Genomic DNA, 13,820 nt, shown 5'->3' with positions numbered 1-13,820 from the left:
ACTTGAGCACTGCCTAGCATTGATCGACTTTAAGCCTCTTCAATAGTTTAGGTCTAAGCCCTGTGAAATACCAATGACAGCAATTAGACCGCATTACCTATAGCGAGAATCTCATCATGGCCAAGCAAGCAAATATCTCGACTCACACCATTGCCAGCAAAGGCACCGTGACGCAGGTGATCGGCGAAGTCAAAGTGCTAACCGCCGCTGGGCAAACCCATACACTTCAAGTCGGCGATAAGGTGAATGCCGGTGACACCATTCAAACTGGCGCCACTGGCGCAGTTGCACTCCAATTTGAAGGGGCGAATCCGATTAGTCTTGGGCATTCAGATTCATTAAGCATTACCAGCGAATTACTCGCTAGTTTGTATCAGCCCGCAATCAGTGCAGCCAGTGATGCGGCCAAAATTCAAGCCTTAATCGAGCAAGGCGCCGACCCGACTCAAGTGGCTGCAGCCACTGCGGCCGGTGCTGCTGGCGGTGAAAATGCAGGGCATAGCTTTGTGGTGATAGACGGACCACACTCTCGGGTGCTAATTCCAACTGGATTTCCTACCGAAGGTATTCTGCTTGACGGAAAAAATATTTATGTTGACCCCATTATTGGCAATCGAGCTCCACAGGCGCGAGACGATACAAGCCAAAGCCTTAATAGTTCAAATGCGGCTGATGACGCTTTAACCACGCCAGAGGATAAGCCACTCACCATTAACCCTGCGCTACTGCTCGCCAATGACCGCGACCCCGATGGCGATACGCTGACCATTATCAGCGTGCAAAACGCTGTGCATGGCACTGTGGCGATTGTGGATGGCAAAATCGTCTTTACACCAACAGCCGATTATCATGGTCCAGCCAGTTTTACCTATACCGTGAGCGATGGCCGTGGTGGCACTGCGACGGCAACAGTCAATATCGGCGTGACACCCGTCAATGACCCACCAAAGGCCAATAACGACAATAGTACCGGTGCGGCTGATGACGCCTTAACCACACCAGAAGATCAACCACTTACCATTAACCCTGCGCTACTGCTCGCCAATGACAGCGACCCCGATGGCGATACGCTGACCATTATCAGCGTGCAAAACGCTGTGCATGGCACGGTGGCGATTGTAGATGGCAAAATCGTTTTTACGCCTGCAGCGGATTATCATGGTCCAGCCAGTTTTACCTATACCGTGAGCGATGGCCGCGGTGGCACTGCTACGGCAACAGTCAATATCGGCGTTACCCCAGTCAATGACCCGCCCAAAGCCAATAACGACAACAGTACCGGCGCCGCTGATGACGCCTTAACAACGCCAGAGGATAAGCCACTCACCATTAACCCTGCGCTACTGCTCGCCAATGACCGCGACCCCGATGGTGATACGCTGACCATTATCAGCGTGCAAAACGCTGTGCATGGCACGGTGGCGATTGTAGATGGCAAGATCGTTTTTACGCCTGCAGCGGATTATCATGGTCCAGCCAGTTTTACCTATACCGTGAGCGATGGCCGCGGTGGCACTGCTACGGCTACGGTGAATATCGGCATTACACCCGTCAATGACGCACCAAAAGCCAATAACGACAATAGTACCGGTGCCGCCGATGACGCGTTAACCACACCAGAAGATCAACCCCTCACCATCAACCCTGCTGTCTTGCTCGCCAATGACAGCGACCCCGATGGCGATACGCTGACCATTATCAGCGTGCAAAATGCTGTGCATGGCACGGTGGCGATTGTGGATGGCAAAATCGTCTTTACACCAACAGCCGATTATCATGGTCCAGCCAGTTTTACCTATACCGTGAGCGATGGCCGTGGTGGCACTGCGACGGCAACAGTCAATATCGGCGTGACGCCCGTGAATGATCCACCGATAGCAGAAAATGATCGCTACACTGGGCTTGAGGGTGATCCACTGAGCACCCATGAAGATGAAGCGCTGTCGATTAATCCGGCCATTTTATTAGCCAACGATCATGATCTTGACGGCGATACACTGAGTCTGGTGAGCGTACAAAATGCCAGTCATGGCGTAGTCAGTATCATCAATGGCCAAGTGATATTTACACCTGACGCAGACTTTAATGGTGTCGCTAGCTTCTCTTACACCATTAGCGATGGTCATGGTGGCACTTCGACTGCCACAGTCATGATTAATGTGATGCCAGAAAACGATGATCCTTTGGCCAAGGACGACAACAGTACCGGCGCAGCGAATGACGCTTTAACAACGCCTGAAGATAAGCCACTGACTATTAATCCTGCGCTACTACTCGCCAATGACAGCGACCCCGATGGCGATGCGCTGACGATTATTAGCGTGCAAAACGCCGTGCATGGCACGGTGGCGATTGTGGATGGCAAAATCGTCTTTACACCAACAGCCGATTATCATGGTCCAGCTAGTTTTACCTATACCGTGAGCGATGGCTTTGGTGGCACCGCCACCGCGACGGTGAATATTGGTGTTACGCCAGTGAATGATCCGCCAAAGGCAGAAAATGACCGCTACACCGGACTTGAAGGCGATCCACTCAGCACCCATGAAGATGAAGCGCTGTCGATTAATCCGGCCATTTTATTAGCCAATGATCATGACCTTGACGGCGACACACTGAGTCTGGACAGCGTACAAAATGCCAGTCATGGCGTAGTCAGTATCATCAATGGCCAAGTGATATTCACACCTGACGCAGACTTTAATGGTGTCGCCAGCTTCTCTTACACCATTAGCGATGGTCATGGTGGCACTTCGACTGCCACAGTCATGATTAATGTGATGCCAGAAAACGATGATCCTTTGGCCAATAACGACAACAGTACCGGCGCCGCGAATGACGTTTTAACGACGCCAGAAGATAAGCCACTGACTATTAATCCAGCGTTACTACTCGCCAATGACACCGATATTGATGGCGACACACTAAGTATTATTAGCGTACAAAACGCCAGTAACGGCAGCGTCGAGCTCGTTAATGGCAATGTGGTATTCACGCCCAACCCCAATTACAACGGCCCAGCCAGTTTTACTTATACCGTGAGTGATGGTTTCGGCGGCACAGCGACGGCGACGGTGAATATCGGCGTAACGCCGGTCAATGACGCGCCAATCATTAACGACACGAATAATTGGATGTCTAGCGATCCAGCTCAAGCTCCAACTGCGACTAATCATTACTACGCTTTGCTTGTCGACACCCCGACTGATATCGATACAAATGACAACTTAACCATTACTGCTGCCAATGTTCCTGCTGGCGTTTATTACTTTAATGGTACGACTTATGTTGCAGTCACCTCTGGCATGACACTCTATGACGCAGCGGGTGGGATCAATTTGCTCGACAATTTGTTCTACAAACCAACAACCCCGATCAACGATATTCAAAATTTAGCTTTCACACTCAATGTCTCAGATGATGCTGGCGCGCATCAGTGGACTCAATCCGTATTTATCCATGAGGTTTTTCAAACCGCCATCCCTGGTCCACAGGGCGCGATTTCCTCTGGAAATGCACCTTTAACTTCGGGACACAATGCTGAAGCCAGCAGCGTGCTATCAGCCGGCTTTGTCAATTCAATTAATGCAGACCCTGGTGCTGGACAGCTTATTCTTAAGACTAATTTCCAAAGCTGGAACAATAAAATTGCAAATCCAGCTGTCGATGGCGGATTCGAAATTAATTCTGCCGATCAAAATGGCAATGCTTTAGAAGCACAGGTTAATATTTATATTTTTGTTGATGGCATCAAATTCCAAGCCATCAGCACTGCCGATGGCAATCCCAACACTTGGACTTATGATGGTGCGCCACCTGGCGGCAGTGGTTTAATGAAAACCACCATCGATTTTGATGCGGTCGTTAACACTAGCAATCCAAGTCAATCTCTTGCGAGTTATTTACAAGGTCACCCTTCTTCGATTGGTGACTCTTGGACGATTCAATACGACGATACTCAAGGAGGGAATGAACAGGCACGCTACGTTTCATTTGAGTACCAAGTATTTGACCCCGGCAATCCTGCGATTGCCGTTAATGGCAGCGAACTCGCGGATCAAATTTATGGCACATCCGGAAATGAAAACATACTCTATGGCAATGGCGGTAATGATGAAATTTTCGGACAAGCAGGCAATGACAACTTAAACGGCGGCACAGGTAACGACACGCTCACTGGCGGTAGCGGTAATGACATCCTCAACGGTGGCGTAGGACATGATATTTTGAATGGCGGGAATGGCTCTGATCTCTTTGTCCTCAGCAATTTGGCCGCGAACTCAGATACGATCCAAGACTTTAAAGTGGCAGTGCCAGATAACAACAACACCAGCAGTAGTGGCGACATCCTCGACATTACCGACTTACTCAGTGGTGCCAGTGCTGCAGCAGGCGTTTTTGTCGCTGGCAATGCCGTCGCAGCAGGTGCTTTCTTGCAATTTGAATCTGATGGACTGGGTAATACTAAAGTCTGGTTTGATGCTGATGGCAGTGGCGTTGGCAACCCTGCAGTACAAGTTGCTACGCTGACGGGGGTTGCGGTCGATCCAAGTACTTTACTCAATACCTTACTCAATAACGGTGAAATTCAAACCCACCATTAAACACGAACCTAACATCCCGCAATGAAAATACCCAGCTATGCTGTAATGCCGTTCACTTAAGCTAAGTGAGCGGCATTTTTTTCCTCTATTTCATTGCTGGTGTCGCTTTTGACGCAAAGGTATAGAGAAAATCAATCTAAAAACCCTGAATTTCCTCCGCGCCTCTGCGCCTCTGCGTCAGGTTTTCAGGGCTTGTCGTTAAGTGAACTGTATTTCAGCTATGCTGGGTATTTTCATGTAACAAATAACATACAAAGTCGCGATAGCAATACCCACCTATCGCTCACGTAAAGCTTCGTCTCGTGCTTTCACAATCGGCTTCATTAAATATTGCATCACCGTTTTTTTACCGGTGCGGATATGAACAGTAGACAGCATGCCGGGAATGATCGCTAAAGCATGCTGACCTTGGCCAAGATGATTGCTGCGAGTGCGTACTCGAATTAAATAAAAACTCTCTTTTTTAGCCTCATCAACCACCGAATCAGCAGTAATGGTTTCTACATCAGCATCCAAACCACCATAAATCGCAAAGTCATATGCGGTGAGTTTCACGGTGGCATCTTGCCCTGGGCGCAAAAAGCCAATATCTGAGGGACGAATTTTGGCCTCAACCAAAAGATTATCTTCTAATGGCACAATCTCCATCACATCCATACCCGGCTGCAATACGCCGCCGACAGTATTGACTTTAATTAATTTAACGATGCCATCTAATGGCGCACGAATCGTCGTTCGCTCAAAGCGATCATTCAGTGCAACCGTTGTGGCTGCAGTACTCCCAAACTCAGCTTTAACCAAAGACAATTCATTGCCTGCGTCGGCAATGGCTTTGGCGCGCACCCCTGCAATTTTGCCATTGGTTTCAGTCAAGCTACTTTGCAAACGAGGAATGGATAATTTGGCTTCATTGATTTCGCCTTTTAAATCGCTAATTTGCCGTTGCAAGTGCATAAAATCGATTTGAGAAATTACATTTTTTTCCGCCAACGGCTTACTCATTTCATATTCAGCATTGGCTAATTTCAAGCCGGCTTCTAACTTAGCGACTTTTGCGCGCATGGCTTCAACTTCATGCGCACGCTGAGCGGCCTCACTTTGCAAAATCGACACCGATGATTCAAGTTCGCGCCGTCGTGCCGCAAAAAGTTGCTGTTCTGCAGCGATGACTTGCGGATTGTTTTTTAATAAATCGGCTGGCGGCTCAAATGCCGTGCCATTGGCCTCTGCGGTCAATCGCGCCATTTTGGCTTCGAGTGCATCGTGCTTTACGGTGCTTTCTTCTAATGAAGATGAAAAACGCTTCTCATCCAACTTCATTAAAACCTGCCCTTTGCGAACAATTTCGCCGACTTTAACTGGAATCGACGCAACTATTCCACCTTCTAAATTTTGAATTATCTGGATCTGACTTGACGGGATCACCTTGCCTTCAGCCACGGTGACTTGATCGATTTCGGCAAAAATGGCCCAAATAATCAGCAACAACAGCAATGCCGAACAGACATAAAGCAAAATATTAGCGTGTCGAGTCGACTCACCATAAATAGCGGCTGCGCCATCATCCAAAAAATGCAGGTCATCGCGTTGGATCGGCTTATTTTTCGGCATGAAGTTTACCTCCGGCCAACATGGCGAGCACATCAGCCTTAGGCCCATCGGCAATTAAACGCCCACCATCGAGCACCATTAATCGATCAACCAAGCTGAGCATCGACATCCGATGCGTAATCAATAACAAAGTATGATTTTTGTCTAATCGATGCGCAAAACGCTGCTTAAATTGCTCTTCACTACGATTATCTAAGGCACTCGAGACTTCATCAAAAACATAAATAGCTGGGTTCATTAATAAGGCACGGGCAATGCCAATGGTTTGTCGTTGCCCGCCAGAGAGCCCAATGCCTCGCTCTCCAACCGGCATATCAAAGCCTTTAGGATGCCGACTCACAAATTCAGTCACCCCTGCAATATTGGCCGCATCGAGCATCATTGCATCATCAATATACGGCGCTGCTAGCACAATATTATCTCTTACCGAGCCATGGAACAAAAACACATTTTCCGGAACGTAAGCAATATTATGCCTGAGCTGTGCAGGATCAATTTGGCGTACATCTACACCATCAACCCAAACCGCACCACGCGTTGGCTCATGAAAGCCAAGAATCATTTTTTCTATCGTGCTTTTGCCCGAACCGATTCGGCCAATAATGCCAACTCGCTCTCCAGCTGAGATATGAAATGAAATATTATCCAGCGCCAATACATCCTCACCGGGATAAGAGAAACTCACATTTCTAAATTCAATATCACCACGAAAATCAGGCCGATGCACAAAATCTTGCCCCTTCGGGCGCTCGATATCTAATTGCATCACCTGCTCCATGCCATTTAAGCCCGCACGCGCCTGATGATAACGACTAATTAAACTCGCCACTTGCGCAAATGGACTTAAAGCACGTCCTAATAATAAATTACATGCAATCAAACCACCGACGGTTAATTCATGAGCTCCAATTAAATAGACTCCCGCAATCACCATTGCCACCGTTGCGATTTGTTGAATAAAGCTCGCTTGAATCATTATCAACGATGAGAACCCGCGAGAACGAACCGCCAAATGACCAAACTCACCAATTATTTTTTCCCAGCGGGTTTGCGCAATACTTTCGGCATTACATGATTTAATACTTTCAATTCCAGCTAATGTTTCAATTAAACTGGCTTGTTTTTGTGCTGCAACGCGAAAACTTTGTTGAATAATCTCGCCCAATGGACGCTGCAATAACAAACTCAAGCCAACAATCATTGGAATACATACAATAGGAATCAATACCAGCCAGCCACCAAGCCAAAAAATAACCAATAAGAATAAAATTACAAATGGAATATCCACTATCACCGTAATGGTTGCTGAAGTAATAAAATCTCGAAAACCTTCAAACTCTTGAAAATGACTCACCATCGTACCTAATGAATTAGGACGTGACGTGGTTTTTAAACTCAAAACATGCTCAAAAATTTGCGCCGATAACATGACATCAATTCGTTTACCGGCTAAATCAATATAATAAGCGCGTAAAACTTTAATAATAAAATCAAAAACCAATAATAAAATAACGCCAATCGCCAGCACCCATAAGGTGTCATAAATCTGATTAGGAACTACGCGGTCATACACATTCATCGTAAACAGCGGCAAAATTAAAGCGAATAAATTGATCAAGCCCGCGGCCAACAAGACATGGCTATACAGCGGGTAACAAAGTCGCAAACTACTCCAAAACCAATGCTCTGCACGTGGGATGTGTTTTTTTTGAGTACGAGTATCAAATTGAAAACTCGGTTTTACAAAAATAACAAAACCGCAATACAAGGCTTCAAGCTGCTCTGTCTCAAGCCATTGCTCGCCACCAGAGGACTCGGCTTCTAAAATTTTCCAGCGCGTGTCCTCGCGTTCAATGGCAACACATGCGCCGCCATCTTTCAATAAAATCACAACCGGCAAAGCTAGCTCAGGAATATCACTGAGTGCTCTACGTTGTAAACGCGCGTTCAAACCCGCACGTGCGGCCGCACGAGCAAATAAAACGGCACTTAAGCGATTGCCTTGCAATGGCAATCCACTGGTTAGCGTTTGCGCTGAAAATGGTCGGTGATAAAAACGAGTTAGTTGAATTAAGCAGGTGGTGAGCGGGTCGTTAGAAATAAAAGCGGTATGCGGAATCGCTGACTCATGAGTGGTAAATTCTGCAGAAGTAGTATCCACGGCACACGTCCATTAGATAGAGCCATTCAGAAAATAAAGTGTCTAAACTGTGCTTCGATTGGCGTTAGCACCAAGATGATAGAGCAAAAATCTTGAGCGTCTTACAGCAAAGACAACGACGCTCTCGATCTTCTAGACCAACGAAGCACAGCTCTGCGCCTACTCGGGCAATAAAGTGCCATCCAATGGCGTAACACCCAATGTTTTAAGTAATTGATTCCCATCGGCTAGCAATCTAAATCGAGCCCGTAATTCATCAAATTGCCCGATGACCAAATCTCGGCTCGCGGTGAAATATTCATTTTCGCCATCGAGTAAATCCAGCAAAGAGCGCTGCCCCAAAGAGAACTGCTTGCTGTATTCATCCCGCGCTAACTTGCTCGATTCGGCGTATTTGCTTAATTCAGGAATACGCTCTTTGGCAATCTGCATCGAATTCCACGATAAACTGGCATTTTGTCTAACTTGACGCTCAACCCGCCGTGCTAACTCTTGCGCGGCATAAGTCAGCTCAGTTGTCTCAGCAACTCGCTGTTGATCAGCACCACTTTTAAAGGCATAACGCATTCTAACCATGCCGTAAACACGGCTCGCACCTTCAAAAGAAAGTCCGTCTAATGAATTACTATAAGTCGCCCCAGCCTCTAAATTGACGCGCGGATACATTTGCGACTTCGCAATGCCCAATTGAGCCCGAGCACCATCAACGTCTGATTTGGCGGCCTGCAATAAACGATTGCCAGCCACCGCCCAATCGCCAACCAAATCAGCATGATTAGGTAAATCTTGTGGTGCTTCAGGGCGAACTAAATCTTGCGGCGCTTCGCCAACAAATCGCACATAGGCAATCTTGGCTTCATTCAAACTGGACTGCGCTGCAGCCACATTGGCTTTTGCCAAAGCGACCCGCGCATTGATTTGCTCATCATCCGATTTGCGACCAAAGCCACCGGCGGTGCGTAATTTAACTTGCTCTGCGGTGCTTTCATGTGTCGCTAAATTCGCTTGCGTTAAAGCCAACAAAGCTTGTGCTTGCAAAACATCCAAATAAGATTCGGTGGTCTTTAAGGCAATATCCTCTGAAGTACTCGCCAAACGATTCGCTGCGCCAAACTGACGTGCTCTCTGACGAGCTACTTCGCTGGCTGTGCCTTGTGCATCAAACAGCATTTGCGTCAGTAAAGCCTCAGCATCACGACGAGTAAAACTCGTTCCCCTGTCATTAAATGCCACGCGAGTGGCCAGGTTTTTATCGTATTCTCGCCCTATCCCTGCAGATAAATCCACTTGCGGATAATAAGCTGATTTTGCTTGTTCAACGGCGTAATTACTGGCTTTACGGTTGGCCGAATCGATCAAAATATCAGGACTGGTTTGTAGTAAGCTTTCAACCACTTGTGGTAATGGTGCGGCATAAACTATTGATGAAAAACTAGCAATAACCGCCATAAACACTTTTGATTTATTCATGCTTTAACTCCTCACTAACAACTCCCTGTCAGCAGCATCGAATTTAATTCTTTCAAGCTTATTGTTTTGTGGGTACTTAAGACCAAGCGCATTTCGAGAACAAGATTTCTAGGATGGTCGGTAATTTATTGGCGAAGTAAGGTTAGATGACGCTACAGCCCTCGCCGCTATTTAGTCTTTACTTCGAATTTAATGCGGCGTCTTGATAGTATTTAGAGCCAACCACCGTGGCTTCTGCGGTTAATCCAGCTTCAGTAAACTGATAAAAGTACACCCCTTTGCCCAAATGTCGAGCTCCTGAAATCGCCTTGCCGCTCTCATCGGCTTTCGCAGCTAATGTCGCTTCAGCTGAGCCAGTCCAACCTTTATTGATAAATTGTTGGAATGCTTTCGCGGTCGAAAAAACAAACACCTGTCGTGTTTCTTTAAACCCTAAACCAAGGCCAGCTTTAGCCAACACCATTTTCATATAAACTATTTTTTTGCCTGAAACGGCCATCCCATCACCCGCACCTGCGCCGAGCAGAACCAGCTGTACCCCGCCGGTTTGGAACACGGCATAGCCAGCGGCTTTGGCTATTTGCGCTTGAGCATCGGGATATAATTTGTAAACTTCGTTGAGTGTGGCTTGGGTGTGTTTTTGAATGGCGGCACGCTGCTGTGCGGGTGTGAGTTGAATCTGGCCCGCAGCAGGCTCGCCTTGTGGGCCATCCATCGTTTGTGCCAACAACACACTACTGGCTAGCATCAAGCCGCTAACGACGATGATTTGTTTCATCCGCATGATCACAACTCCTAATGTAAAGCCATCACGGGCTAGACACTAGGTATAGCAGAAATTACCGCGTAAGCTACGTTGATTTCTGCTTTGCCTTACCACCATATTGTGAGCAAAATACCTGCCAACAACGCGGCAATCACCGCCAGAATCGCATTACGCTTTTTTTGCTCCCACATCAGACCGCGATAACCGGTAAGCAATAATTCAGTGTGGTTTTGATTGAGGACTTCATTGAGCTTGCGCGGTAAGGTTGGCAATAAAGTAGCCCATTGCGGCGCTTCTTTTTTCAAAGTCGAAATCAAACCTCGCCAGCCCATTTGCTCATTCATCCAGCGTTCTAAAAATGGCTTTGCGGTTTGCCATAAATCCAAATCCGGATCGAGCTGACGACCAAGACCCTCAATATTGAGCAAGGTTTTTTGTAACAGCACCAGCTGCGGCTGGATTTCAACATTAAACCGGCGTGATGTTTCAAATAAACGCAGCAATACAAAACCAAAAGAAATTTGGCTTAATGGCTTATTAAAAAACGGCTCACACACCGTGCGTATCGCCGATTCAAGCGCTTCAACTCGGGTATCTGCGGGTACCCAACCGCATTCAATATGCGCTGTGGCAACGCGATGATAGTCGCGGTTAAAAAAGGCTAAGAAATTAATGGCCAGATACTGCTTATCAGTATCACTCAGCGTGCCAACAATACCAAAGTCTAGCGCGATATACCTATTGTCAGGCGCGACAAAAATATTGCCCGGATGCATATCGGCATGAAAAAAACCATGACGAAAAACTTGGCTAAAGAAAATCTCTACGCCAAATCGACTGAGTTTTTTCAAATCCATACCCGCCGCTTTCAATTCATCAATGCGGCCAATTGGAATGCCATCCATCCATTCCAAAACCAAAACTTCACGCGAACAAAAATCGTAAAACACCTCAGGCACAATTAATTGCTCTGAATGGAGAAAATTACGCCGCAATTGGCTGGCATTGGCCGCTTCATGCATTAAATCCAATTCATCGTGCAAATAGCGATCAAATTCAGCGACCACTTCACGTGGTCTTAAACGCTTGCCGTCAGCAAATAGTTTTTCAACTAAAACGGCCAGCGTTTTCAATAAAGCCAAATCGCTTTCGATCACCGGCAAAATACCTGGGCGTAAGACTTTAACGGCAACCGCCTGACCATTATGCAAACGCGCACGATGCACTTGCGCCACCGAAGCGGAGGCAACCGGCTGTGGATCAAACTCCAGAAATAACTCAGCAATCGATCGCCCAGCACTGCGCTCAATCTGCTCAATCGCCACTGCAGAAGCAAATGGCGGCACATTGTCTTGCAATTGGGCCAATTCATTGGCGATATCGAGCGGCATTAAATCGCGCCGCGTCGACAGCACTTGACCAAATTTAACGAAAATCGGCCCTAATGACTCCAAGGCCAAACGTAAACGCACCGCACGTGGCTGATCAAGGCGACGCCAAAATAGAGCGCGATTCACTATTTGCCCCAAACCACGCACTCGCTCATGGCCGAGTAAAAACTCATCCAAACCAAACTGGACAACGACACGAGCGATTTTGATAAAGCGATACAAAGACATCCGAGATTTCCGTGAAGCCAATTGCGCAGCGCACTACGCCCAACTGGCAGAAACTAATTAAGAACGTTCAAGACGGCGTAAGCGTAATTCAAGTCGAGCGACATCATCGCGCAGCTGATCAACTTGATCACAAAACTGGGTCACGGCATACGCTTGCGGCAACATTTTTTGTTCATCGCGACAATATTCAACCAAGGTTTGCGCCATCCGCTCCCCCATCGCTTGCGGTGTACGCACCATGCTAACCGCGACACGGCGCACCCGTTCGGCCAAAACATCACCCAGCAATAAAGATAAATCCTCGCTGGCATCCCATTGCAAAGCCGCGAGTACGTTCCCCACCTTGCCGGCAAGTTCAGCATCACCGCTAATTTGCACCAGCCGAGATGCCGCCGGTCGATCTCGCCAGCGTGTAATAAAAAATCGCGCCGGCAGCGTTAAGATCGCCTCAGCATCCGCCTGCGAATCGGCCAGTAAACCCGCTTCAGTCACCACCACCGTTGCCGCAGCAAAGGGCAGTTGCACCCGAAAGGTACGCCCCTGTAATCGCGCTAACTCAGCGGCTAACATCGGCGCTTGAGCGAATAAGTGATTCAAAATTCCAGCTAGCAACATCACGCAGCACTCTTCATCATTAGCGTCTTTGACATCGGCTTTGCCCGCAAGCAAGTTAATGTCACCAAACCCTAAGTATTGACTGCCAGACCCTAAGCAATAAAGGTCACAGCGCAATACCTAAAGTTAAAATTTAATGCCTTTATGCAAAGCCACTACGCCACCCGTCAAATTATGAAAATCAGCACGGCCAAACCCAGCATCAAGCATCATTTGTTTCAGCGTCTCTTGATCAGGATGCATCCGAATGGATTCAGCCAAATACTGATAAGAATCGGCATCATTGGCGACCAATTTGCCCATAAATGGCAGCAATTTAAAGGAGTAAATATCATAAGCGGGTTTTAAAGGCGCCCATACTTTAGAAAACTCCAGCACCAGCAAACGACCACCCGGTTTTAACACCCGATGCATTTCTTTTAATGCCGCATCTTTATGCGTCATATTGCGTAGACCAAACGCCACTGATACCAAATCAAAGTAATTGTCTGGAAACGGCAGTTTTTCAGCATCGCACTGGGCAACAGGTAGTGCAAAACCTTGATCCATCAAACGATCACGGCCAACACCGAGCATTGAGCTATTAATATCCGTCAGCCACACTTGACCGGTTTTGCCGACTTTTTTGGCAAAGGCTTTCGATAAATCGCCCGTACCACCGGCAATATCAAGCACTTTGTCACCTGCTTTCACACCGCTGGTTTCAATGGTAAAAAACTTCCAAACTCGATGCAGACCACCGGACATCAAGTCATTCATCACGTCGTACTTTTGTGCAACCGAGTGAAACACCTCGGCGACTTTCTGCGCTTTTTCTGATTCATTGACGGTTTTAAACCCAAAATGAGTCGCTTGATCGTGTTCGCTCATCGTGCACCTATTTCTTGAATTGAGCCTAAGCTCATTATTAATAACTCTTAGGTATATCAATCAAAAGCCAACTAAATAAAGGCTAGCTTGATATACCCATCTAA

General features: G+C 47.2%; 8 protein-coding genes. 1 reads left to right on the top strand and 7 read right to left on the bottom strand.

What is annotated here, in order from left to right:
* Positions 1 to 116: 116 nt before the first annotated feature.
* Complete coding sequence (locus tag K4H25_RS03970; RefSeq protein ID WP_221022106.1) at positions 117 to 4,604, top strand: retention module-containing protein; 4,488 nt, start codon at positions 117 to 119, stop codon at positions 4,602 to 4,604.
* 276 nt (positions 4,605 to 4,880) lie between these two features.
* Here the strand turns inward: K4H25_RS03970 and K4H25_RS03965 are convergent, their stop codons facing one another.
* The 7 genes from K4H25_RS03965 to ubiE form a co-directional block, all read right to left on the bottom strand.
* The gene (locus K4H25_RS03965) at positions 4,881 to 6,215 is read right to left on the bottom strand and encodes an HlyD family type I secretion periplasmic adaptor subunit (RefSeq protein WP_221022105.1); all 1,335 of its coding nucleotides are present in this window, start codon (positions 6,213 to 6,215) and stop codon (positions 4,881 to 4,883) included.
* Positions 6,202 to 8,376, bottom strand: a complete 2,175-nt coding sequence (locus K4H25_RS03960) for a type I secretion system permease/ATPase (protein ID WP_221022104.1) — start codon at positions 8,374 to 8,376, stop codon at positions 6,202 to 6,204. The genes K4H25_RS03965 and K4H25_RS03960 overlap by 14 nt, the downstream gene beginning before the upstream one ends.
* A gap of 159 nt (positions 8,377 to 8,535) precedes the next feature.
* On the bottom strand, positions 8,536 to 9,846 hold the full coding sequence (locus tag K4H25_RS03955; protein WP_221022103.1) for a TolC family outer membrane protein: 1,311 nt from the start codon (positions 9,844 to 9,846) through the stop codon (positions 8,536 to 8,538).
* 178 nt (positions 9,847 to 10,024) lie between these two features.
* Positions 10,025 to 10,630, bottom strand: a complete 606-nt coding sequence (locus K4H25_RS03950) for a lipid-binding SYLF domain-containing protein (protein ID WP_221022102.1) — start codon at positions 10,628 to 10,630, stop codon at positions 10,025 to 10,027.
* An 89-nt stretch (positions 10,631 to 10,719) separates the two neighbouring features.
* Entirely contained in the window at positions 10,720 to 12,231 is a 1,512-nt protein-coding gene (gene ubiB, locus K4H25_RS03945; RefSeq protein WP_221022101.1) for a ubiquinone biosynthesis regulatory protein kinase UbiB, read from the bottom strand.
* 57 nt (positions 12,232 to 12,288) lie between these two features.
* Entirely contained in the window at positions 12,289 to 12,900 is a 612-nt protein-coding gene (locus K4H25_RS03940; protein ID WP_221022100.1) for a ubiquinone biosynthesis accessory factor UbiJ, read from the bottom strand.
* Between the two features lie 72 nt (positions 12,901 to 12,972).
* Positions 12,973 to 13,716: a bifunctional demethylmenaquinone methyltransferase/2-methoxy-6-polyprenyl-1,4-benzoquinol methylase UbiE gene (ubiE, locus tag K4H25_RS03935; protein ID WP_173533158.1), complete on the bottom strand. Its 744-nt coding sequence runs from the start codon at positions 13,714 to 13,716 to the stop codon at positions 12,973 to 12,975.
* Between the last annotated feature and the right edge of the window lie 104 nt (positions 13,717 to 13,820).

Origin of the sequence: Deefgea piscis, assembly GCF_019665785.1 — a bacterium.
Lineage (GTDB): Bacteria > Pseudomonadota > Gammaproteobacteria > Burkholderiales > Chitinibacteraceae > Deefgea.
The sequence above is the reverse complement of the archived record's forward strand: the minus strand, read 5'-3'. Positions and strand labels throughout refer to the sequence as shown.